The organism is Enterococcus sp. M190262, assembly GCF_005843965.1.
In the GTDB taxonomy this organism is placed as follows: Bacteria; Bacillota; Bacilli; order Lactobacillales; family Enterococcaceae; genus Enterococcus_D; species Enterococcus_D gallinarum.
In genome coordinates, this window is record NZ_CP040461.1 from 710,305 (window position 1) to 733,757 (window position 23,453).

At 42.1% G+C, this 23,453-nt stretch carries 22 protein-coding genes; 6 read left to right on the plus strand and 16 right to left on the minus strand.

Annotated elements, in window-relative coordinates; all coding sequences use genetic code 11:
• Window positions 1-92: 92 nt before the first annotated feature.
• The 3 genes from fusA to rpsL all read right to left on the minus strand — a co-directional run bounded on the left by fusA (window position 93) and on the right by rpsL (window position 3,208).
• A complete protein-coding gene (fusA, locus tag FE005_RS03200) occupies window positions 93-2,177 on the minus strand; it encodes an elongation factor G (RefSeq protein WP_003127958.1) in 2,085 nt (694 codons plus the stop codon).
• A gap of 81 nt (window positions 2,178-2,258) precedes the next feature.
• On the minus strand, window positions 2,259-2,729 hold the full coding sequence (rpsG, locus tag FE005_RS03205; protein ID WP_003127957.1) for a 30S ribosomal protein S7: 471 nt from the start codon (window positions 2,727-2,729) through the stop codon (window positions 2,259-2,261).
• Between the two features lie 65 nt (window positions 2,730-2,794).
• A complete protein-coding gene (rpsL, locus tag FE005_RS03210; RefSeq protein ID WP_003127956.1) occupies window positions 2,795-3,208 on the minus strand; it encodes a 30S ribosomal protein S12 in 414 nt (137 codons plus the stop codon).
• A gap of 328 nt (window positions 3,209-3,536) precedes the next feature.
• Here rpsL and rpiA point away from each other — a divergent pair, with 328 nt between their 5' ends.
• The 4 genes from rpiA (at window position 3,537) to FE005_RS03230 (ending at window position 6,652) form a co-directional block, all read left to right on the plus strand.
• Window positions 3,537-4,211, plus strand: a complete 675-nt coding sequence (rpiA, locus tag FE005_RS03215) for a ribose-5-phosphate isomerase RpiA (RefSeq protein WP_003127952.1) — start codon at window positions 3,537-3,539, stop codon at window positions 4,209-4,211.
• Between the two features lie 159 nt (window positions 4,212-4,370).
• Complete coding sequence (locus FE005_RS03220) at window positions 4,371-4,955, plus strand: recombinase family protein (RefSeq protein ID WP_003127951.1); 585 nt, start codon at window positions 4,371-4,373, stop codon at window positions 4,953-4,955.
• Window positions 4,956-5,186: 231 nt separating this feature from the next.
• Complete coding sequence (gene gpmA, locus FE005_RS03225; RefSeq protein ID WP_003127950.1) at window positions 5,187-5,873, plus strand: 2,3-diphosphoglycerate-dependent phosphoglycerate mutase; 687 nt, start codon at window positions 5,187-5,189, stop codon at window positions 5,871-5,873.
• Window positions 5,874-6,007: 134 nt separating this feature from the next.
• On the plus strand, window positions 6,008-6,652 hold the full coding sequence (locus tag FE005_RS03230; RefSeq protein ID WP_138372188.1) for an SGNH/GDSL hydrolase family protein: 645 nt from the start codon (window positions 6,008-6,010) through the stop codon (window positions 6,650-6,652).
• An 87-nt stretch (window positions 6,653-6,739) separates the two neighbouring features.
• Here the strand turns inward: FE005_RS03230 and FE005_RS03235 are convergent, their stop codons facing one another.
• The 13 genes from FE005_RS03235 to FE005_RS03295 form a co-directional block, all read right to left on the minus strand.
• Window positions 6,740-7,927: an iron-containing alcohol dehydrogenase gene (locus FE005_RS03235; RefSeq protein WP_003127948.1), complete on the minus strand. Its 1,188-nt coding sequence runs from the start codon at window positions 7,925-7,927 to the stop codon at window positions 6,740-6,742.
• 189 nt (window positions 7,928-8,116) lie between these two features.
• Complete coding sequence (gene deoD / locus FE005_RS03240; RefSeq protein WP_003127946.1) at window positions 8,117-8,821, minus strand: purine-nucleoside phosphorylase; 705 nt, start codon at window positions 8,819-8,821, stop codon at window positions 8,117-8,119.
• Window positions 8,822-8,876: 55 nt separating this feature from the next.
• The gene (locus FE005_RS03245) at window positions 8,877-9,695 is read right to left on the minus strand and encodes a purine-nucleoside phosphorylase (protein ID WP_138371310.1); all 819 of its coding nucleotides are present in this window, start codon (window positions 9,693-9,695) and stop codon (window positions 8,877-8,879) included.
• A gap of 10 nt (window positions 9,696-9,705) precedes the next feature.
• On the minus strand, window positions 9,706-10,872 hold the full coding sequence (gene deoB / locus FE005_RS03250) for a phosphopentomutase (RefSeq protein ID WP_005470022.1): 1,167 nt from the start codon (window positions 10,870-10,872) through the stop codon (window positions 9,706-9,708).
• 172 nt (window positions 10,873-11,044) lie between these two features.
• The gene (locus FE005_RS03255) at window positions 11,045-11,998 is read right to left on the minus strand and encodes an ABC transporter permease (RefSeq protein WP_103301336.1); all 954 of its coding nucleotides are present in this window, start codon (window positions 11,996-11,998) and stop codon (window positions 11,045-11,047) included.
• Window positions 11,998-13,149: an ABC transporter permease gene (locus tag FE005_RS03260; protein WP_156247658.1), complete on the minus strand. Its 1,152-nt coding sequence runs from the start codon at window positions 13,147-13,149 to the stop codon at window positions 11,998-12,000. Before FE005_RS03260 ends, FE005_RS03255 begins: the two co-directional genes overlap by 1 nt.
• Window positions 13,142-14,710: an ABC transporter ATP-binding protein gene (locus FE005_RS03265; RefSeq protein ID WP_003127941.1), complete on the minus strand. Its 1,569-nt coding sequence runs from the start codon at window positions 14,708-14,710 to the stop codon at window positions 13,142-13,144. The genes FE005_RS03260 and FE005_RS03265 overlap by 8 nt, the downstream gene beginning before the upstream one ends.
• Before the next feature lie 242 nt (window positions 14,711-14,952).
• Entirely contained in the window at window positions 14,953-16,074 is a 1,122-nt protein-coding gene (locus tag FE005_RS03270) for a BMP family protein (RefSeq protein ID WP_003127940.1), read from the minus strand.
• Between the two features lie 67 nt (window positions 16,075-16,141).
• Complete coding sequence (locus FE005_RS03275; RefSeq protein ID WP_003127939.1) at window positions 16,142-16,540, minus strand: cytidine deaminase; 399 nt, start codon at window positions 16,538-16,540, stop codon at window positions 16,142-16,144.
• Between the two features lie 21 nt (window positions 16,541-16,561).
• A complete protein-coding gene (deoC, locus tag FE005_RS03280) occupies window positions 16,562-17,224 on the minus strand; it encodes a deoxyribose-phosphate aldolase (protein ID WP_005470021.1) in 663 nt (220 codons plus the stop codon).
• A gap of 12 nt (window positions 17,225-17,236) precedes the next feature.
• Window positions 17,237-18,538, minus strand: a complete 1,302-nt coding sequence (locus FE005_RS03285) for a pyrimidine-nucleoside phosphorylase (RefSeq protein ID WP_003127936.1) — start codon at window positions 18,536-18,538, stop codon at window positions 17,237-17,239.
• A gap of 123 nt (window positions 18,539-18,661) precedes the next feature.
• Window positions 18,662-19,681: a LacI family DNA-binding transcriptional regulator gene (locus FE005_RS03290; RefSeq protein WP_003127935.1), complete on the minus strand. Its 1,020-nt coding sequence runs from the start codon at window positions 19,679-19,681 to the stop codon at window positions 18,662-18,664.
• Between the two features lie 244 nt (window positions 19,682-19,925).
• Complete coding sequence (locus FE005_RS03295) at window positions 19,926-20,528, minus strand: class I SAM-dependent methyltransferase (protein ID WP_103301335.1); 603 nt, start codon at window positions 20,526-20,528, stop codon at window positions 19,926-19,928.
• Between the two features lie 316 nt (window positions 20,529-20,844).
• On the opposite strand from FE005_RS03295, the gene coaA reads away from it, so the two are divergent.
• Both coaA and guaA read left to right on the plus strand, forming a co-directional pair.
• Window positions 20,845-21,768 (plus strand): type I pantothenate kinase, encoded by a 924-nt coding sequence (gene coaA / locus FE005_RS03300; RefSeq protein WP_003127932.1) that lies wholly within the window; start codon window positions 20,845-20,847, stop codon window positions 21,766-21,768.
• A gap of 81 nt (window positions 21,769-21,849) precedes the next feature.
• Window positions 21,850-23,415, plus strand: coding sequence for a glutamine-hydrolyzing GMP synthase (guaA, locus tag FE005_RS03305; RefSeq protein WP_003127931.1), 1,566 nt, complete (start codon window positions 21,850-21,852; stop codon window positions 23,413-23,415).
• The last annotated feature ends 38 nt before the right edge of the window (window positions 23,416-23,453 follow it).

Here is a 23,453-nt window from a genome sequence, read left to right on the forward strand (position 1 = left end):
GCGAAGCCCCCCATCCCTTATCATCGATAATATTGTACACGAAACTTCATAAAAAATATAGCTTTTTACTGAATTTCGCATTTGTGCATCAATTATTCAGCTTTGCCGCCGTTTTTCTTGATGATTTCTTCTTGAACAGACTTAGGTACATCTTCATAGTGATCAAATGTCATCATGAAAGTACCGCGTCCTTGAGTAGATGAACGAAGTGTTGTTGCATATCCGAACATTTCAGCCAATGGAACAATCGCGTTAACGATTTGTGAGTTACCATGCGCTTCCATACCTTCAACACGTCCACGACGAGCAGTTACGTGTCCCATAACATCACCTAAGTAATCTTCAGGAACAGTGATAACAACTTTCATCATTGGTTCAAGAATCACTGGATTAGCTTTCTTCGCTGCAGCACGTAAAGCCATTGAAGCTGCCACACGGAAGGCTGTTTCACTTGAATCGACATCATGGTATGAACCATCGTAAAGCTTGGCTTTGATGTCAACCAATGGATAACCAGCTAGAACACCGTTAGCCATTGAGTCTTCAAGTCCTTTTTCAACTGCTGGGATGTATTCACGTGGAACCACACCACCGACAATTGCGTTTTCGAATTCGAAGCCTTTACCTTCTTCGTTTGGTGTAAATTCGATCCATACGTGACCGTATTGACCTTTACCACCAGACTGACGTACAAATTTACCTTCGGCTTGCGTAGAAGCACGGAATGTTTCGCGGTAAGAAACTTGAGGCGCACCAACGTTTGCTTCAACTTTAAATTCGCGACGCATACGGTCAACAAGGACGTCCAAGTGAAGTTCACCCATCCCTGCGATAACAGTTTCGCCAGTTTCAGCGTTTGTTTCTACACGGAATGAAGGATCTTCTTCAGCAAGTTTTTGTAAAGCCACACCCATTTTATCTTGGTCAGCTTTTGATTTAGGTTCAACAGCTACTTCGATAACTGGTTCTGGGAATTCGATTGATTCAAGGATAACTGGTGATTTTTCGTCACACAATGTATCCCCTGTTGTTGTATCTTTCAAACCAACAGCTGCAGCGATATCGCCTGAATAAACTGTTTGGATTTCTGCACGAGTGTTCGCGTGCATTTGCAGGATACGACCGATACGTTCGCGTTTGTCTTTTGAAGCATTCAAGACATATGATCCAGAGTTCAAGACACCTGAATACACACGGAAGAATGTCAAACGACCTACGAATGGGTCAGTCATTACTTTAAATGCTAGTGAAGCAAAAGGCGCTTCATCGTCAGCAGGACGATCAGTTTCTTCGTCAGTTTTAGGATTGATCCCTTTGATTGCAGGAACATCAAGTGGTGAAGGAAGGTAGTCGATGACTGCATCCAACATCAATTGAACCCCTTTGTTTTTGAAGGCTGAACCACAAAGAACTGGGAAAAATTCAACAGTCAATGTCGCTTGACGGATACCAGCTTTCAATTCTTCTTCAGTGATTTCTTCACCTTCCAAGAATTTCATCATTAGCTCTTCGTCAGTATCTGCAACAGCTTCAACTAATTTTTCGCGCCATTCTTCAGCTAATTCTTTGTACTCTTCAGGAATTTCAGTTTCTTGAATCTCTGTTCCTAAATCGTTTGTATAGATCTCAGCTTTCATTTTTACTAGATCGATGATACCAGTAAAGTCATCTTCCGCACCAATTGGTAATTGGATTGGGTGAGCATTTGCTTGCAAGCGATCATGTAAAGTAGATACAGAGTATAAGAAGTCTGCACCGATTTTATCCATTTTGTTACAGAATACGATACGTGGTACGCGGTAATCTGTCGCTTGACGCCAAACTGTTTCAGTTTGTGGTTCTACACCAGATTGTGAGTCCAATACTGTTACAGCACCGTCAAGAACCCGTAGTGAACGTTGTACTTCAATTGTGAAGTCCACGTGTCCAGGAGTGTCGATGATATTTACGCGGTTTTCTTTCCATTGCGCAGTTGTCGCAGCAGAAGTGATCGTGATCCCACGTTCTTGTTCTTGTTCCATCCAGTCCATTTGAGAAGCACCTTCATGTGTTTCACCAATTTTATGGATTTTACCTGTGTAATAAAGGATACGTTCAGTTGTCGTTGTTTTACCAGCGTCAACGTGGGCCATGATCCCGATATTACGAGTTTTTTCTAGCGAAAATTCTCTTGCCATTCTAGGTTGTTCCCCTCTCATTCTTACTTAAACCTAAGCTAAGGTTGTCTCAGTACCTTCCAATAAAAAGCAGTGAGGATCTTACCAACGATAGTGAGCAAATGCGCGGTTGGCTTCCGCCATTTTGTGTGTGTCTTCGCGTTTCTTCACAGAAGCACCAGTGTTGTTTGCTGCATCCATGATTTCTTTCGCAAGACGTTCTTCCATTGTGTGTTCGCCACGCAAACGAGCGTAGTTTACCACCCAACGAAGACCTAGAGTTGTACGACGTTCTGGACGAACTTCAACTGGGACTTGGTAGTTAGAACCACCGACACGGCGAGCTTTAACTTCCAATACAGGCATAATGTTCTTCATTGCTTGTTCGAAAACTTCCAATGGATCATTTCCTGTAGATTCTTTGATAATGCCAAAAGCATTGTAGATAATATTTGCAGCAACACCGCGTTTACCATCAACCATTACACGGTTGATCAAACGAGTTACTAATTTTGAGTTATAAATAGGATCTGGTAAAACATCACGTTTTGCAACAGGACCTTTACGAGGCATCCGTAACTCCTCCTTCCGAAATATCAGTTCTGATTAAATAGTTTCATTTGTAGTTTGAATCAAAATTAAGCTTTAGGACGTTTTGTTCCATATTTAGAACGAGATTGTTTACGATCGTTAACACCGGCAGTATCCAATGCACCACGAACGATATGGTAACGTACCCCTGGTAAGTCTTTTACACGTCCACCGCGTAGCAATACCACACTGTGTTCTTGCAAGTTGTGACCGATACCTGGAATATAAGCTGTCACTTCAATCAAGTTTGACAAACGAACACGCGCATATTTACGTAGAGCTGAGTTCGGTTTTTTCGGTGTCATAGTTCCCACACGAGTAGCTACCCCACGCTTTTGAGGTGAGTTAACATTCGTTTGAGCTTTTTTGAAACTGTTGTATCCTTTGTTCAATGCTGGTGAATTTGATTTTTCAACCTTGGATTTACGAGGTTTACGTACTAATTGATTAATTGTAGGCATCCCTAGTTTTCCTCCTTCCTTGATTCGCTTTATAGTTCCACACATCCAGGTGGTTCTTTTTTTGCGATAAAAAATAATGCATTCTCTGCATTCTTATCAAATATGCTTTGATAAACAGTCAGCACGTCTCCAACGAGAGACCTGTAGATAAAGCACCTTTGATAGAATACCATGATAAAAAGACTCTGTCAACCATCTCTCCAATGATTTTTTATGAAAGGAGCAACTGCCAAAATTTTATAAAAAAACTCTCCCTTGCGCCTCCTTTTTACTTCTTCTTACTATATAATAAAGATGAAAATAGTATTTTATTAGAGGTGGGTCAATAATGAATCTAAAAGAGATGGTCGGTATTGAAGCGGCCAGCTATGTCACTGACGGTATGGTCGTCGGTTTAGGAACTGGTTCAACTGCGTATTACATGATCGAAGAATTGGGGCGCAGAGTGAAAGAAGAAAACTTGTCGATCGTTGGTGTACCAACATCCTGGGCATCAAAAAAACAAGCAGAATCGTTAGGGATCCCGGTCAAAACGATCGATGAAGTGGCAAGTGTCGATTTAACGATCGATGGTGCAGATGAGATCAGCGGAGACTATCATGGAATCAAAGGTGGCGGTGCCGCACTGCTTTTTGAAAAAATCGTCGCAACCTACTCTAAAAAAGTTCTTTGGATTGTTGATAAATCAAAGATCGTTGAAAAATTAGGTGCATTCCCATTACCTGTAGAAGTGATTCCCTATGGCAGTCAGCAATTGATGCGATTGTTTACAGAAAAAAACTATCACCCTGTCCTTCGCCTAGCCGAAGATGGCACCCCGCTAAAAACTGATTGCGGTCATTACATCATTGATCTTCACCTACAAACCATCAATGAACCAGTTGCATTGGCTCATGAACTAGATCAAACCGTCGGTGTTGTAGAGCACGGGCTCTTCTTGGATATGGTCCATACGATCATCATTGGACAAGAAGATGGACCTGAGACCCGCAGCGTTCGCTGATGCCTCTAGCAACAAAAGGAGCAAGTGCTCCTTTTGTTCGAGGTTCTACGTATTTTTCTTCATTTTTCTAGAGTTAAATTCATTTTTGTGCAAGTTTTCTCTATCATTTATGCCTCATTTATGCTACATTCAAATAAAAAAGAATAGGAAGGAGCGGCTATGAAAGTCATCGGTTATGCTCGCACAACAATTATTGATAAAGAATCAAGTGAACAATTAAACAAACTAAAAGAATTTGGTTGTACGGAATTGTTCCACGAAACCTATGCCTACGAAGAAAACTGTGATAACCACTCATTAGAATCTGTGATTGCTCGTATGCAGTCTGGGGAAACGCTGGTTGTTTCTGAACTTCATCGTTTAGGTAAAACAACCCGGCAATTAACTGAATTGACAGATCTTCTAAGAAAAAGAAACCTTCACCTAGTTTCTCTAGCAGAAAACATCGATACGAGAGAACCCATGGGGGCGATTTATTTCAATTTAATGGAAGGTTTGGCAGCGATGGAACAAGCCTTAATCAAAGAACGGACATTAGTCGGATTGAACAATGCCCGAAAGAACGGCAAAATTGGCGGACGACCAAAAATCGATCCAAAAACCATCAAAAAAATTCGCCAGCTTTATTACGATAAAAAAGAGACGATTCAATTCATCTCCACAAAATGCGGTGTTTCTGTCGGAACCTGCTATAAATACATAAAACTTTCAGAAGAAGAATTGGATAAAGTATACAGTCATTAATCACTTGTCTGAATCCGGTGCTTCATCTTTTTTTCTGTGCGCCGATCCTGTCAGACAAAATGATTCAGAAATAAAAAAGAACGTCTTGAAGAAAGACGTTTTTTTCTGTTTCTTTTTTTAAGAAACAAGGTTTTACGCTAAATACGTAGAAATTCTTTGCGAAAAAGTGTACAATAAACAGGGAATTGAAAATTTCAGAAAAATATCTAATATCTAAAAGGAGAGTTTTACATGCCAAAATTAGTATTTTCTCGTCACGGACTAAGCGAATGGAATAAATTGAACCAATTTACTGGTTGGGCCGATGTAGATTTAGCGCCAGAAGGTGTCGAAGAAGCAATCGAGGGCGGACGTAAAATCAAAGAAGCCGGCATCGAATTCGATGTTGCCTACACATCTGTATTAACTCGTGCCATCAAAACTTGTAACTACATTTTAGAATATTCTGATCAACTATGGGTGCCAACAATCAAATCTTGGCGTTTGAACGAACGTCACTACGGTAAACTACAAGGATTGAACAAAAAAGAAACTGCTGAAAAATACGGAGACGAACAAGTTCACATCTGGCGTCGTTCCTACGATGTATTGCCTCCATTGATGGATGCATCTGATGAAGGTTCTGCAGCAAACGATCGTCGTTATGCAATGCTTGATCCTCGCGACGTACCTGGCGGCGAAAACTTGAAAGTAACGCTAGAACGTGCATTACCTTTCTGGCAAGATGAAATCGCACCTGCATTGAAAGACAACAAAACTGTTTTAGTTGCCGCTCACGGAAACTCTCTACGTGCGTTAGCAAAACACATCGAAGGTATCTCTGATGAAGACATCATGGATCTTGAAATTCCAACAGGTCAACCGCTTGTTTATGAATTGAACGATGATCTAACAGTTGCGAAAAAATATTACTTATAATCATTAACAGCCAAGGCTGTGCTGCAAGTCAGAGCAAGAGTATTCTTCCTGACTGACGGCACAGTCTTTTTTTGATTGGTTTCCTGAGAAATATTCGTTATAATTGAAACCGCATACGAAAGGAGCTTGGAATGATGACCACACTCTGTAAAAATGATACGCTACTATTTCTTGGAGATAGCATCACCGACTGCGGCCGTGATCGACTCGATGCTACGGATCTGGGAAAAGGATTTCCCGCCTTTGTGGCAGCCCATCTAGCTGCAGAATACCCAGATGCAAACTTGTCATTTGTTAACCGCGGCATTAGTGGGAATAAAATTCGCGATATCTTAAATCGCATCGAGGAAGACTGCATTGATTTAAAGCCAGATCTACTGATTTTCTTGATCGGTATCAATGATACCTGGCACAATATTGGCACCTCCTCTTTCGGCACACCCGAAGCAACCGCTACATTTGCTAGTGATTATCGGCAATTTTTGCAGCAAGTGACCGAAAGTGGGATCAAGAAAATCCTGCTTTTAGAGCCATTTGTTCTTCCTTATCCAGCAGATCGCAAACAATGGCGGAAGGATTTGGATCCCAAGATCCATTCCATTCGTAAACTAGCTGCTGAATTTGGTTGTGACTACCTTCCTTTAGACGGCTTATTCGCTGAACGTACTGTCAAAAAACATTCATCTTATTATACTGGGGAAGATGGTGTCCATCCAACAATCGCCGGACATGGTGTGATCGCACAAGAGATCTTGCGCCGTATCCATTATTCAAGATAATTCTTTGATAGAAGTAGACAGACAAATAATCGGTAGGATACCAATTACCCTACCGATTATTTGTCTATTCTGTCAGGGTTTCTTTATTTAGAGATACTCTGAAGGGGTCAAAGCCTCTTGATAAATGGCAATGACATCAGATTCTGTCAACGGTACGTAGGCATTTGTCGCAATTGAACTAAATGCTACTGCTTGCTTGGCCATTTCTTCAAAATGACGATCATCTTCGATTCCCACTTCTGGTAAAGTCATTGGGATCCCGCAAGCAAGGAAGAAATCGTATAACTTTTGAATCCCCATCCGGGCTGCCATTTCTGGGACCGCTTCTTCTACTTGGAATACTTCACGGGCAAAGCGAGCCAACTTAGGTGCTGTTGTTTCATTCAACACATGAAGCATCCAGCGGGGCGTCAAGATGGCTAAGCCGATCCCATGAGTAATATCATAAAAAGCACTCAACTCATGTTCCATTGGATGGCACGACCACGCACCGGCTTTCCCACTACCTGTCAACCCATTTAACGCCAATGTACTTGCCCACATCAAGTTTGCCCGAGCATCATAGTCATCTGGGGTATCCAAAGCAATCGGCAAATTTGTGATTACCGCTTTCAACAGCCCTTCTGCGATGCCATCTTGTACATCCGTATTCTCTGTTGTACTAAAGTAGTTTTCGATCAGATGACTCATAATATCTGCAGAACCAGCCGCTGTTTGATAGCGATTGACGCTAAAGGTCCATGTGGGGTCTAAGAAAGAAACCTTCGGCAAGAAATTAGGACCGTGGACCCCTAATTTTTGTTTCGCTGTAAGGTTCGTGATAACTGCTCCCCGATTCATTTCACTACCAGTTGCAGCTAATGTCAAAACCGTAACTAATGGCAATGCTGGCCCTTGGTAGCTGCGTTTAGTCACTAAAGTCCAAGGATCTTCCTCACTGCAAGCAGCACCTGCGATCACTTTGCTGCAATCAATCACGGAGCCGCCTCCGACTGCAAGAATCACATCAATTTTTTCAGTGCGGCAGAGTTCTGCCCCTTTTGCTACTGTTTCAATCCGAGGGTTTGGTTCAACTCCTGCTAATTCTGTTACTTGATTGTCATTGTTTTGCAATTGCGCCATGACTTGATCATAAAGTCCGCTTTTTTTGATACTGCCGCCGCCATAGACCAATAGGACATTTTTTCCGAAAGTATTCAATACTTCCGGCAACTCATTTAACCGATCTTTCCCAAAACGTATATCCGTTGTCACCTGAAAAGTAAAATTATTCATGCTCCAACCTCCTTTTCTTTAATTAAACCATTTTCGTCCAAAAGTGCAACTATTCCAACTAGCTAGAAAGATTCAATCAATCATTTAACAAAAAATCACTTTCTGACTGGCTCCCATTGTCTAAGGAGTCAATCAGAAAGCGATACAGGAATAGAAAATTTTTTGTAGGCTGTAGGATAAGAAAAAGGATTAGGAGATAGCTGTTTCTAAGCCAACTTTGATCATATCATTGAATGTTGTTTGTCTCTCTTCCGCTGTTGTTTCTTCTCCAGTGATGATATGATCACTGACTGTGCAGATCGCTAAGGTCTGTACGTGGAATTTTGCTCCTAAATAGTAAAGCGCAGCGGCCTCCATCTCAACACCTAATACACCAAGATCAGCCAATTCCACTGTTTCTGCCATATCATCTTTATAGAAAGTATCTTCCGATAAAATGTTCCCAACGTGGGTGGTAAAGCCGGATGCAATCGCTGTATCATACGCTTTACGCAACAAGTCGAAATCTGCGATTGGCGGAAAATGAAAACTTTGAAAATTCTTTGCTACCATGGAAGAACTTGTCGCTGCAGCTTGGGCGATCACTAAGTCCCGAACATGAACATCTTTAGAAATCGCGCCACAAGTGCCGACACGAATCAATTTTTTCACGCCATAAGAATTGATCAATTCATGGGCATAAATGGTCGCAGAAGGCATCCCCATACCAGTTCCTTGTACTGATACTCGCTCACCTTTGTAGACACCGGTATAACCGAGCATCCCTCGGACATTGTTATAACAGATCGGGTCTTCTAAAAATGTTTCTGCAATGTATTTTGCGCGTAGAGGATCGCCAGGTAATAAAATCTTATCAGCAATCTCGCCAGCTTTTGCTTCAATATGAACGCTCATCTTTTCGCTCCTTTTCTACTTCTCTTTTATGCTCTTTTTTTAGGGTTTGCTTGTTTTACAGATTCGCTAAAGTTTCTTTGATCAGCGCTTTAAATTCGGCTTTGACCTGTTCTGTTGTCTCTACGACTTCTTCATGGTTCAGGCTTGCTTGCATACCAGCAGCTAGATTGGTGATACATGAAACGCCCAACACTTTCAAGCCACTATGAACAGCTACGATTACCTCAGGAACCGTCGACATACCCACAGCATCTGCACCGATCGTACGAGCAAATCGAATTTCAGCAGGTGTTTCATAAGTCGGCCCAGAAAAGCCCATGTAAACTCCTTCTTTTAAGTGGAGACCTTTTGTTTCTGCAATTTGTTTTGCTGTTTCCCGGTAGCTTGGATGATAAGCCTGGCTCATATCAGGGAATCGTGGTCCCATTTCTTCTTCGTTAGCCCCAATCAATGGATTGTCCCCCATGAAATTGATTTGATCCGTGATCAACATCAAATCACCAGGTTGGAAACTTTCATTCACTCCGCCGCATGCGTTCGTCACAACAAGTGAATGTGCTTCAAGGGCCGCCATTACTCGAACAGGGTAAGTAACTGTCTGCATGGAATGTCCTTCATAGTAATGGAAACGACCTTGCATCGCCAATACTTTTTTTCCAGATAATGTACCATAAACTAGTTGTCCGGCATGCCCGACGACTGTTGAAACTGGAAAATGAGGGATATCGTTATAAGGCAGCACAATTGGATTTTCAATCTCATCTGCTAATTCACCTAATCCTGAACCTAAGATCAAACCAAAATCAATAGATCCTACCCCTTTTTCCTTGATGAATGTCGTTGTTTCCTGCAATTTCTCATGTAATGTTGTCATTTCTCCACCTCTAATTTAAATGATTTAGGAAGCTTTCCCCATTTTCTGTTGCCGGTACCGCAAAGTTTTCTGCAATTGTTGCTGAAATATCGGCATAATGGCCTTGGGGTAGTTGGCCTTGTCCTTTAAATTGTTTGCTGTAAACCAATAATGGTACATATTCTCTTGTATGATCAGTCCCAGTAAAGGTTGGATCATTTCCGTGATCGGCTGTGATCATTAATAAATCATCGTCAGCCATGGCATCCAGAATCTCTGGGATTCTTAAATCGAAATCTTCAATGGCATGAGCATAACCGACAACATCCCGGCGATGGCCGTAAAGCGCATCGAAATCAACTAAATTAGTAAAACTTAGGCCGGTAAAGTCTTGCTTCATCACATTCAATAGCTGATCCACACCATCCATATTGCTCTTTGTTCTTACTGAATCAGTGATTCCTTGACCATTGAAGATGTCATTGATCTTTCCGACAGCGATGACGTCTTTGCCAGCATCTTTCAACGAATCCAACACTGTGTGTCCAAAAGGATCCAGTGCATAGTCATGCCGGTTGCTTGTCCGGGTGAAGTTTCCTGGTTCACCAACATAAGGGCGAGCAATGATGCGGCCGATCATATATGGTTCATCTTTGGTAATATCACGCACATATTGGCAAATGCGGTACAATTCTTCCAACGGAATGATTTCTTCATGAGCTGCAATTTGCAAGACTGGATCGGCAGACGTATAAACGATCAAATCGCCTGTTTTCATTTGGTGTTCACCGTAATCATCAATGACTGCTGTACCGGAATAAGGTTTGTTGCAGACGATTTTACGTCCAGAAAATTCTTCGATTTGTTGCAGCAATTCTTGAGGAAATCCGTCAGGAAACACACGAAACGGTTTTTGAATATTCAAACCCATGATTTCCCAGTGTCCAGTCATGGTATCTTTTCCGACAGAGATTTCTTCTAGTTTCGTTGCATAGCCGTCATGGTCTGCTACATTTTTGACACCATCCAGCGGTCGGATCGTACCAAGACCTAACTGTTCCAAATGAGGAATCGTCAATCCAGCTTCTTTGGCGATATGTCCTAATGTATCAGAACCAACGTCACCAAATTTTTCTGCATCGGGCGCTTCACCGATACCTACAGAATCCATTACGATCAAATGTACACGTTTAAACATTCTTTTCCCTACTTTCTTTTATTGTTATTCTTTTCTTATCATACTAGAAATAAGAAAGATTTGCCTTTAAGGATGTTTGAGATATTGGGTTTCTTGCTGCTACACAAAAAAGAAGGGCAGGGCACAGCAACACAAACATGTCCCATAGCCCCACCCTTTCATACAGAAAAAATTATTTAGATTTGATGTAGTTCTTACCGTTAGCTTTAGGTCCTGCCGCTTTCCCTAGGAACAGCACTAGAACAATAATTGTTAACGCATATGGTGCTGCTTGTAGATAAACCGCTGGAATGGAGGAAATGATTGGCAATTGTCCGCCAACGATACTGATGTTTTGCGCAAAGCCGAAGAAAATTGCAGCGCCCATCGCACCTAACGGATTCCATTTACCAAAGATCATTGCTGCCATTGAGATAAACCCTTGACCGGCAATCGTTGTTACAGCAAAACGACCAGCGATTGATTGGGCAAATAACGCGCCACCCATTCCGCCTAGGAAACCGGAGATCAACACGCCAGAATAGCGCATCACATAGACATTGATTCCTAAGGTATCTGCTGCCTGAGGGTGTTCACCCACGGAACGTAGCCGTAAGCCAAATCGTGTTTTAAAGATGACAAACCAAGCAATCACAGAAATCAAGATCGCAAAGTAAGCAGGTAAAAACGTTTGGTTAAAGAAGATTGGACCAATCACAGGAATATCACGCAACACAGGAAAATTGAAATACCCTAATGTTTGTTGAATATTGTCTGTTTGCCCTTTGTTATAGATGGCTTTAACTAAGAAGACAGCCAGCGCTGGCGCCATCAAATTCATTACGGTACCACTGATAATGTGATCTGCTCTAAAGTTGATGGTGGCTACAGCATGCAGCAGTGAGAAGGCCATTCCTACTAACCCGCCGACTAACATTCCTAACCAAGGTGTCCATGCACCAAATTGTGACGCAAATTCAATATTGAAAACGATCGAACTGAAGGCACCCATCACCATGATTCCTTCAAGACCTACGTTAACGATCCCGCTTCGCTCTGAGAAAACGCCGCCCAGTGCAGTCAGAATCAATGGTGCAGCATAAATCAACGTTTGTGTGACGATCGAAGAAATTAAACTGATATTCATTAGATGGTTCCTCCTTCCTGATCTTGATTATTTGGCTTTGCTTCAATTTCTTGGACAACAGCGACTTCCTTTTTGCCATCAAAGATTTTAGCTAATACAAAACGAATCACGTAGCTGATTGCAACGAAGAAGATGATGATCGCAATGTCGACATCAACAAGTTCTGAAGGAATCCCTGCAAACTGCATTCCTTGTCCGCCCAGTTTAAGAACACTGAACAGCAATGCAGAAAGTAAAATCCCAATCGAAGACCCGCTGCCTAATAATGAGACTGCCATCCCATCAAAACCAATACTCAATGACGAACCTTGAACGAAGAAGTTTTCAAAAGTTCCCAAACCTTGAACGACGCCACCTAATCCAGCTAATGTTCCAGAGATGATCATTGAAATAATGATTGTCCGTTTGCTGCTCATCCCAGCATACTCAGATGCGGTTGGATTCAAACCAACTGCTCGAATCTCATAACCTAACGTTGTTTTCTTCATCATGAACCAAATCAACACGAGGAAGATCAGTGCCATGAAAATACCAATGTTTAACCGGGAATTGTTGGTCAAATTTGCTAAGAAAGGTGTTTGTAAAGAGGCATTGTCGCCTACCATTTTGGTCACACCTTTTGTTGTGATCATGGATTCATTCATGACGTTATTGACGATATGATTTCCTGTATACAATAAAATATAATTCATCATAATAGTTACGATAACTTCACTCGTACCAAAGAAGGCACGTAAGATACCTGGAATAGCTGCAGCAATTGCACCACAGGCTGCCCCTACAAGAATAGCGGTAGGCAACACGATGATTCGAGGAGCATCTGGCATAGACAATGCGACCCAGATACTTGCTACCCATCCTGCTAATGCTTGTCCAGAAAGACCGATATTAAAGAATCCTGCAGAATTCGCTACTGCGAATCCCAAAGCTGTAAAAATCAGTGGACCAGCTGTAACGAAAATCTCACCAATATTTCTAGCATTCAATCCGCCGCTTTGACCATTGATAAATACGGTACGGAACATTTGAAGATACCCATCGATTGGGCTGTAGCCAAATGCCGCCATGATGATTCCACCAAGGATAAAACCAAGCAGAACAGCAATGATCGGCACAAGCAGGTTCCGAATTTTTTCTTTGCGGTTATTCAACAGAACCACCTACTTCCTCCATTTGTAGCTCGCGACGGGCTTCTTCTAATGAATAACCCGCCATTAGTAATCCGAGTTCTTTTTCTGATGTCTCTTTCGGATCAACGACGCCAACAATCTCACCAGCATGGATAACGGCGATTCGGTCTGACACGTTCAAAATCTCATCTAATTCGAAGCTGACTAACAAGACAGCTTTGAATTTGTCCCGCTGTTCGATCAAACGTTTATGGATAAACTCAATTGCGCCTACGTCTAAGCCCCGGGTTGGGTTCGCTACGATCAAAAGATCCGGATCACGGCTAATTTCCCGTGCAATAATCGCCTTTTGCTGATTCCCGCCAGAGAGGGCACGAGCAGGAACAATCTCATTGACTGTACGGACATCAAACTCTTGGATCAATCCACGGGCAAATTCATTCATTTCCCCGTAGTCCAGCACGCCATAATTGCTCAGCGGTTTTTGATAATACGTTTGTAAAGCAATGTTCTCTGAAAGCATCATGTCTAGAACCAATCCATATTTATGACGGTCTTCCGGCACATGCCCGACACCTGCCTCCGTTACTTTACGAGGTTTGAAATTTGTAATGTCGTCACCATTCAATAAGACTTTGCCGCTTTCGGATTTTCTTAATCCTGTGATTGCCTGTAGCAATTCCGACTGTCCGTTGCCATCTATTCCGGCAATCCCCAGAACTTCCCCAGCCCGCACTTCCAAACTTAAGCCTTTAACAGCCTCTAGGCCGCGATTTTCTTTTACAACTAAGTTTTCGATAGACAGGACGACTTCTTTTGGTTCTGCAGGTTTTTTCGGTGTTTTGAAGGAAACAGAACGACCAACCATCATATCTGCCAATTGCTGTGACGTTACGTCTTTGACATTGACTGTACCTATTCCTTTGCCTCGGCGAATCACTGTACAACGGTCCGCTACTGCTTTGATTTCATCCAACTTATGAGTAATCAAAATGATGGATTTTCCTTCCCGAACAAGTCCTCTCATAATGACAATCAATTCTTCGATTTCTTGTGGTGTCAGTACTGCAGTTGGTTCATCAAAAATCAGTACATCTGCACCCCGGTATAATGTTTTTAGAATCTCCACACGCTGTTCCATCCCAACTGAGATGTCTCGCACATAAGCATCTGGGTCAACCGATAAGCCATATTGCTCAGAAACCCGTTTGATTTCTTTGCGGGCTTTTTTACGGTCCAACACACCCAATTTATTTGGTTCGCTTCCTAAAATGATATTTTCCGTGACAGTAAACGCGTCAACCAGCATAAAATGCTGATGGACCATACCAATGCCAAGTTTATTAGCTGCTGTAGGGCTAGTAATATTCACTTTCTCCCCATTCATCAAGATATCGCCTGATGTCGGTTCTAACAAACCTGACAGCATATTCATCAAGGTCGACTTGCCAGCTCCGTTTTCCCCAAGCAATGCGTGGATTTCTCCCGGCCTTACTTGTAAGTTAACATCGTCATTGGCTTTGAAGGTTCCAAACTCTTTGGTGATATGGCGCATTTCTACAACATATTTTTCTTCAGCCAAGTTTCTCACATCCTTACTTTCTAATTCGCTCTCACACTCAGTGACACAACAATTTTTAATACAAATAAATGCTATTGCTTAGGATGGTTATTATCCTCATGAAAACTCAACAGCTTTCATCAAGACATTAACCACTAAAGATGTATTAGCAAGACGAGCATCTGAACGATAGCGAATCGCTCAACTCTACTATCGTTCAGAATTTCTTGTCTTTTTTTAATTCATTGTTTTAAAAAACTTGCTTATTTTTCTGGTTTTTCTGGCACTTCAACTTTGCCATCAATCACATCTTGTTTTGCTGTTTCGATCGCTGCTTTTGCATCATCTGATAAGAAACCTTCAGTGATATCTACACCGCCGTCTTTCAAACCATAAACGATGTGTTCGCCGCCAGGGAAGTTATCTTCTAATGCACGTGTTGAAATATCTTGTACGGCTGCGCCTACACCTTTAAGTGTTGAAGCCAATGTGAAGTTGTCTTCTTTGCCGTCTTTTGTTTTGTATGCACCTTCGTCTTGTTGGTCGCTATCTACACCGATAACCCAAACTTTTTTGTCTGCAAGGTCAGCTTCGTTCAATTGTTCATTGATTGCTTTTGCTTCTTGGAAGACACCAGCACCAGTACCACCTGAAGCATGGAAGATTACGTCAACGCCGCCTTGGTACATTGAAGCTGCTAGGGCTTTCCCTTTTGCAGGGTCACCAAATGATGCTGCATATTGAGAATCAATTTTGATCTCTTTGCCTAATGCTTTAGAAGCATCTTCGACACCTTTGATAAAACCAGCTTCAAAACGGTCGATTACGACACCTTCTTCACCGCCGATAAAGCCAACTTTGTTTGTTTTTGTTGTATAAGCTGCTGCAAAACCAGCTAAGTAAGCTGCTTCGTTGTCCTTGAAGGTTGCAGAAACAACATTGTCTTTGCCTTCGATGACATCATCGATAATCCCAAATTGAGTATCAGGGTTTTGTGCTGCAGCTGCTTCAATTGAATCTTTCAATAAGTAACCGACACCAAAAATCGTTTTGAATCCGTTTTGGACAGCACCATTTACGTTTGTTGTATATTCTGAAGCTTCATTTGATTGAACGTAGTCATATCCACCAACACCGCGAGCGATGTTATGTTCTTTCCCCCAAGCTTCCAAACCTTCCCAAGCAGATTGGTTGAATGAACGGTCATCTACACCACCGATATCGGTAACGATTGCTACACTGTGTGCTGCATCTGTTTTGCCGTCTGCAGAACCGCCGCCTGTTGAATCAGTCGAACCTGACTTTCCTCCATTGCCACATGCACCAAGTAGTGTCAACCCAGCCACTGCAACAATTCCTAAACTAAATAATTTTGCTTTTTTCATTGCTGTAAAGCCCCCTATAAAAATAGTTTTTATTTTTCAACAGCCGCTTCGACTGAATGAACATGGTTTATAGATCTTTGTTCGTAAAATAATATGGCAGCAACCCTTCGACAGTTGTCTCTTTGATTATACCATCGTCTCCCACAAGAGTGACTGGCATATCCGGCTGACAGAACTCAACCATTACTTGGCGGCAGGCGCCACAAGGTGAGATAGGCTCTGGCGTATGACCAGCAACAACTAAGTGTTGAAAGTCTTTTTCGCCTTCTGAAATTGCTTTGAAAAATGCGGTGCGTTCCGCGCAATTCGTTAAGCCAAACGAAGCATTTTCGATATTGATGCCTTGATAGATGGTTCCTTTTTTGGTGACCAAGCAGGCCCCAACTGGAAATTTAGAATAAGGAACGTAAGCTTTGTCTAATGCGGCAACTGCCGTTTCGATCCACTCTTTTTTCGCTTTTGTCATGATGAACCTCACTTTATTGAATTAGTAGCCAGCCCCCGTTGACCCTGTAACGATTGCTACACTTGCACTGGTTCCTAAACGATTTGCTCCTGCTTCGACCATTGCTGCTGCTTCTGCTTCGTTATGGATGCCGCCAGATGCTTTCACACCCATTTCAGGGCCCACTGTTTCACGCATCAGTTTGACATCAGCAACAACCGCTCCGCCAGTAGAGAATCCTGTCGATGTTTTGACAAAATCAGCTCCTGCTGCTTTCGCTAATTCACAGGCCTTTACGATTTCTTCATTGTCTAAAAGTGCTGTTTCAATAATGACTTTCACTAATGCTTTGTCTTTAGCTGCTGCAACAACCGCTTCGATATCCGCTTGAACTTTTTTGAACTGTTTTGATTTCAAGGCACCAATATTAATGACCATATCCACTTCATCGGCACCATTCTTGATGGCATCTGCCGTTTCATAAGCTTTGACTTCTGATGTATTGGCACCTAAAGGAAAGCCGATCACGGTACAAACAGCCGTCGGTTCACCTTTTAATTCTTCTGCTGCCAAAGCTACCCAAGTAGGATTGATACAGACAGAATAAAAGTGATAGGTTTTTGCCTCTTCAATGATGCGCAAGACATCTTCTTTTGTTGCATCTGCCTTTAAAATAGTGTGGTCGATCATGCGATTTAATTCCATTTCACTCGCTCCTTATTCTGTAATGATTTCATGGATCAACGGTGGCTCACCGCCGCTTTCTCCGATTTCAATATTTTGATAGATCAATTCGATGACATCATCGATGGCTTCTGTGTTGCTGTAGATCGTTAACAGTGCTTCACCTTGCTCAACAGACTCTCCCACTTTTTTATGCAGTTTGATTCCTACTGCGTGATCGATGTCTTCTTCTTTGGTTTTGCGGCCGGCACCTAACATCATAGCTGCGATGCCTAGTTCATTGGCAACGATCTTAGTTACGACGCCAGAAGTTTTTGCTGGTAATGCTCTTTGATAATTGGCAGTCAAGATTTGGCTTGGATCATCGATCACTGAATCATCGCCACCTTGATTACGGATCATTTCACGAAATTTAGCCAACGCTTTACCAGAGTGCAGTGCCTCTTCCAATAATGCGCGTGCTTCTTCCAACGATTCTGCTTTTTGGGCTAAAACAACCATTTGGCTGCCTAATGCATAGCACATTTCTTCTAAATCAGCTGGACCGTTTCCTTGCAATGTTTCAATAGCTTCCACTACTTCCAAACTATTTCCAATGGCTTCGCCTAACGGCTGTGACATATCTGAGATTACTGCCATTGTCTGACGGTTCGCTAATTTGCCAATCCGAACCATCGTTTGTGCTAAGCGTTTGGCATCCTCAATTTTCTTCATGAAAGCACCGTCACCAGTCGTCACATCTAACACGATGGCATCCGCACCTGCTGCGATTTTCTTACTCATGATCGAGCTAGCGATCAATGGAATCGAGCTTACGGTTGCTGTGACATCCCGCAACGCATATAATTTTTTGTCTGCAGGGGCCAAATCCCCCGACTGACCGATAACCGCTACTTTGCTTTCGTTTACGAGGCGAATAAACTCTTCTTCTGCAATCTCAATCTGAAACCCGGGAATTGATTCTAATTTATCCAGCGTACCGCCTGTGTAACCAAGTCCACGACCAGACATCTTGGCAACTGGCACACCAACACTTGCTACTAGTGGTGCTAGAATCAACGTGGTAGTATCACCGACACCCCCTGTTGAATGTTTATCTACTTTGATGCCTTCGATTGAAGAAAGATCAATGACTTCACCAGAATTTGCCATAGCTAAAGTTAGGTTTGTGATTTCTTCATCGGACATATCCACATAAAAAATAGCCATCAACAAAGCACTCATCTGATAATCTGGAATACTTCCTTCAGTATACGCAGTTACAATGTAGTCGATCTCTTCCTTTGTCAATGACTTACCGTCACGCTTCTTTTCAATTAAATCCACCATTCGCATCAAAATGACCCTCGCTTCCTCTGACATTATACAATATTTTTCTTGTAGGTAAACCACTTTAGTAAAACGGTTTACTATATAAAACAAAACTATGAAAACACTTACAATTGGAAATATACCGCACTATTTCGCAATTGTCAATGCCTTCACGCTCTCACGAAGAATTAATTTTGTATCAAAAATCTTATTTGGAATTCTTCGAGAAGGAAACTCGATGGCGTCTACCAAAAATTTCGCTGCCGTAAAGCCAATCTCAAAGGTTGGCTGCATCACCGTGGTCAATGGTGGTGTGATGTATTCCGTTAGCTTCAACGCGTCAAAACCAATCACAGAAATATCCTCGGGTACTTTTTTCCCTGCTTCATAGATTGCTTGATAACAGCCGATCGCCATAGCATCATTCCCACAAAAAATAGCCGTAAGCTCGCGGTATTTCAATAATTTCTTGCAGGCATCGTATCCGCCGGTCACTGTTAACTCAGCCGACTCCACGTAACGCCCTTTAAACGGGATCTGATGATCTTTCAACGCATGACGATAACCATTGAAACGTTCTTCCAATTGATAATAACCAGTACTTTCTTTTAGCATACCGATGTTTTGATGGCCATTATTGATCAGATAGCTGACTGCTTGATAAGCGCCTTCGTATTCTTTCACAATCAAACGGCCATTGTCTCTTTGATTGATTCCCCGATCGACGAGAATAATTGGTCGGTCATCAAAAAAACCGCTTTTCAATGAATACTCGTCAGGCAGCTGATGCGGTGTTGCCAAAAGAATACCATCCACTGATCGATGAGACAGCTCTCTCAAATATTGTATTTCTTTTTCTTGGCTATGTCGGGAGTTACACAATACCAGCATATACCCCAATGGATTGAAATAACTTTCTGCTCCTTCAATGATTTTAGAAAAGAAAAAATCCGTAACGTCAGGAACAATCATACCGATCGTTTTTGAGTGGCGATTGATTAGATTCGAAGCAAAAAAATCTGGCTTATAATGGTGCTTATTAACGATATCCAGTACCCGTTTGCGGGTTTCTTCACTGAAACGGCTACCTTTATTGTTCAGAATTTGCGAAACAGTAGTTACAGATACCCCTGCCATTTCAGCAATCTGCTTGATTGTCAGTTTCATTTACTTCTCACCTCTTTCTTGCCTAAAGTGTAGCAAATTTTTTCTAAAAAAAATAGCACCCCTTGCTTTCTTCCAAAATTTTCTTTTTACAAGGGTTAAAAAACAGCTCCATTCCTTAAAAAAATCGACAAAAGAAAACAAAAAATAAAAGACCAGCGATTCTAGGAAGCTCCTAGCAAATGATCGTGGTCTTTAAAAAACAGGTAAACCTATTGTGAACGTGAAAAACGTCTGCTTTGCGCGCTTATTCTTTGTAGCTTTGAATAATATAATACCCTTTGTCTTTTTTGATGATTTCGGCATTACCAAAGGTTTGTTGCATTTTCTTTTGGGCACTGGGGGCACCTTGTTTCTTTTGAATCACGATCGTTAATGTGCCACCAGACTTCAATAACGGAAAAGCGCCAGTCAAGATTTCATGTACGACATCTTTGCCCGCTCGGATCGGCGGATTGCTGAGAATTGCTGCATAGGTGGATTGGTTTAAGCTTTCGTAGATATTCGAAGCATGAATATCGACATTTTCGATGCCATTGCGTTGCGCATTCCCTTTGGCAAGATCGACAGCGCGCTGATTGATATCGATCATTTCCACTTGACGTCCCGAGGCATGAGCCAATGACAAGCCAATCGGTCCATAGCCACAACCAACATCCAAAATCACGCCTTCCGGCAAATCCGACCATTCAAACGCATCAATCAATACACGAGAGCCATAATCGACTGTCTCCCGCGAAAAGACACCACTGTCTGTCACAAACTGAAATTTCTTCCCTTTCAACTCAAAAGACCACTGCTCAAAATCATGTGCGGTATCCGGATTTTCTGTATAATAGTGATTTCCCATCTTTGTTCACCCTTTTTTCTTTTAACTAGCGATAGTTCTCGCTTTATCTGTTTGACAATCAAAAGCATTTCATTTGCTGACTCTTTTCCATGATACCGAAATTCCTGCAGAAGTAAACTCCCGATAATCGTTTCCTCGATGAATCTTAGATAATTTTCGTTTCTTTGCATACGATTTTTCCTGTTTTTTTTATAAGTTCCTGCCATTTCTATGGTAAAATATTTCCGAGCAGCAACCAGATACAGAAAATCAGCCTTTTCTGAAGGCCAAGTACCGGTCTGCAAAGATAGACAGGTTCTATATGAAGGAGTCGAACATGCAAGAAACCATGAATTTTTATCAAATTCCTCGGGAGCAATGGCAAGGCTTTTACACCAATGGCATGATGCCTTTCACTCAAGAAGAATTAGACAATATCAAAAGTTTGAATGACCGCATCTCGGTCCAAGATGTCGAAGATGTTTACGTGCCACTGTGCCATCTGATCCACCTTTATATGAAAGAATTTGAATCTCTCACGTTAAGTAAAGGACTTTTCTTGCATCGTTATGTCAAAATGCCGCCATTCATTATTGGCATTGCCGGCAGTGTCGCTGTTGGTAAAAGCACAACGGCGCGTTTGGTTCAAAACCTGTTGAGCCGGCTTTTCCCTCGGCGCACCGTGCAACTGATTACTACTGATGGCTTTTTGTACCCAAACGAGGTTCTAGAAGCACGAGGGATCTTGGATCGAAAAGGATTCCCTGAAAGTTATGACATGGAAGCATTGATCAATTTTTTGAACGCGGTGAAGTCTGGAGAATCTGAAATCAAGATCCCCGTTTACTCTCATGAAGTTTATAATATTATTCCGGATACGTTTGAAATCATCAATCAGCCAGATATTTTGATCGTTGAAGGAATCAATACATTACAGCTGCCCGCGAACCAGCAGATTTATGTCAGTGATTTCTTCGACTTTTCGATTTTCGTGGATGCGCAGCCCGATCTGATCGAAAAGTGGTATTTAGAGCGTTTTGAATCTCTTTTGGATACGGCTTTTCAAAAACCAAACAATTATTACTATCAGTATGCGATTGGCGACCGCGGTGAAGCAATCAAAATGGCAAAAGAAGTATGGAAAAATGTGAATTTAAAGAATTTACACGAGTATATCTTGCCTACACGCAGCAGAGCCGATATAATTCTCCATAAAACAAAGCACCATTCAATCGATGAAGTATTCTTGCGAAAATATTGACTGCTTCATTATTCACCCTTATGCTGTTGAAAAGGAATCTTCCTTTTTTCAATAAAACTAAAAGAATAGAGGTAATTTATTGTGACAAACGTTGACAACATGCCAAACGTTGAAAAAATTATCGTACTCGATTACGGTAGTCAGTACAATCAACTGATCACCCGACGTATTCGTGAGTTCGGTGTTTTCTCAGAGTTATTGAGTCACCGCATTACTGCTGAAGAAGTAAAGGCGATGAATCCTAAAGGGATCATCCTTTCTGGCGGTCCAAACAGTGTGTATGATGAGAAGGCATTTGGTATTGATGAAAAGATTTTTGATTTGGGGATCCCCGTGTTAGGAATCTGTTACGGTATGCAGTTGATTACTTATAAATTAGGCGGAAAAGTTGAACCAGCCAAAAACCGCGAATACGGTAAAGCAGAATTGGAAGTCACTTCTGCCGATGCTGCTCTTTTCCAAAATACACCTGTGAAACAAACAGTTTGGATGAGTCATGGCGATTTAGTTACCCAAGCGCCAGCAGGTTTTGACGTCGTTGCCACCAGCAAAGACTGTCCAATTGCTTCTATCCAACATGCAGAGCGCAAAATGTATGGTATCCAATTCCATGCCGAAGTCCGTCATTCCGAATATGGCAATGATTTGTTGCGTCACTTTGCAATCGATGTTTGCCAATGTACAGGCGACTGGACAATGGACAACTTCATTGATATGGAGATCGCTAAGATCCGCGAACAAGTGGGTGACAAGAAAGTCTTATTAGGTCTATCCGGCGGTGTTGATTCTTCTGTCGTTGGTGTTCTCTTACAAAAAGCGATTGGTGACCAATTAACGTGTATCTTTGTTGATCATGGTCTATTGCGTAAAGGAGAAGCCGAACAAGTCATGGAAAGTCTTGGCGGAAAATTCGGCTTGAATATTATCAAAGTTGATGCCAAAGAGCGTTTCCTATCCAAATTGGCTGGTGTTTCTGATCCAGAAGAAAAACGCAAGATTATTGGGAATGAATTCGTTTATGTCTTTGATGACGAAGCAACCAAGCTGGCCGGTGAAGAAGGCGTGTCTTTCCTTGCACAAGGGACCCTTTATACCGATGTGATCGAATCAGGAACAGAAACAGCACAAACGATCAAATCTCACCACAACGTAGGCGGTCTGCCTGAAGATATGCAATTCAAATTGATCGAACCATTGAACACATTGTTCAAAGACGAAGTTCGTGAATTAGGAACCCAATTAGGCATGCCCGACAGCATCGTATGGCGTCAACCATTCCCAGGCCCAGGTCTAGGTATCCGTGTTCTTGGCGAATTGACTGAAGAAAAATTAGAGATCGTCCGTGATTCAGATGCCATCTTGCGAGAAGAAATCGCCAATGCTGGATTGGATCGCGACATTTGGCAATACTTCACTGTCCTACCAGGTATCCGCTCTGTAGGTGTAATGGGTGATGGCCGTACGTACGATTACACTGTTGGCATCCGTGCAGTCACTTCCATCGATGGAATGACCGCTGACTTTGCCCGCATCCCATGGGAAGTCTTACAAAAAATCAGCGTCCGTATCGTGAACGAAGTCGCACACGTCAATCGAATCGTGTATGATATTACGAGTAAGCCACCTGCAACTGTGGAGTGGGAATAATAAAAGAAACCGTGAATCCTTTGATACTAAAGGGATTC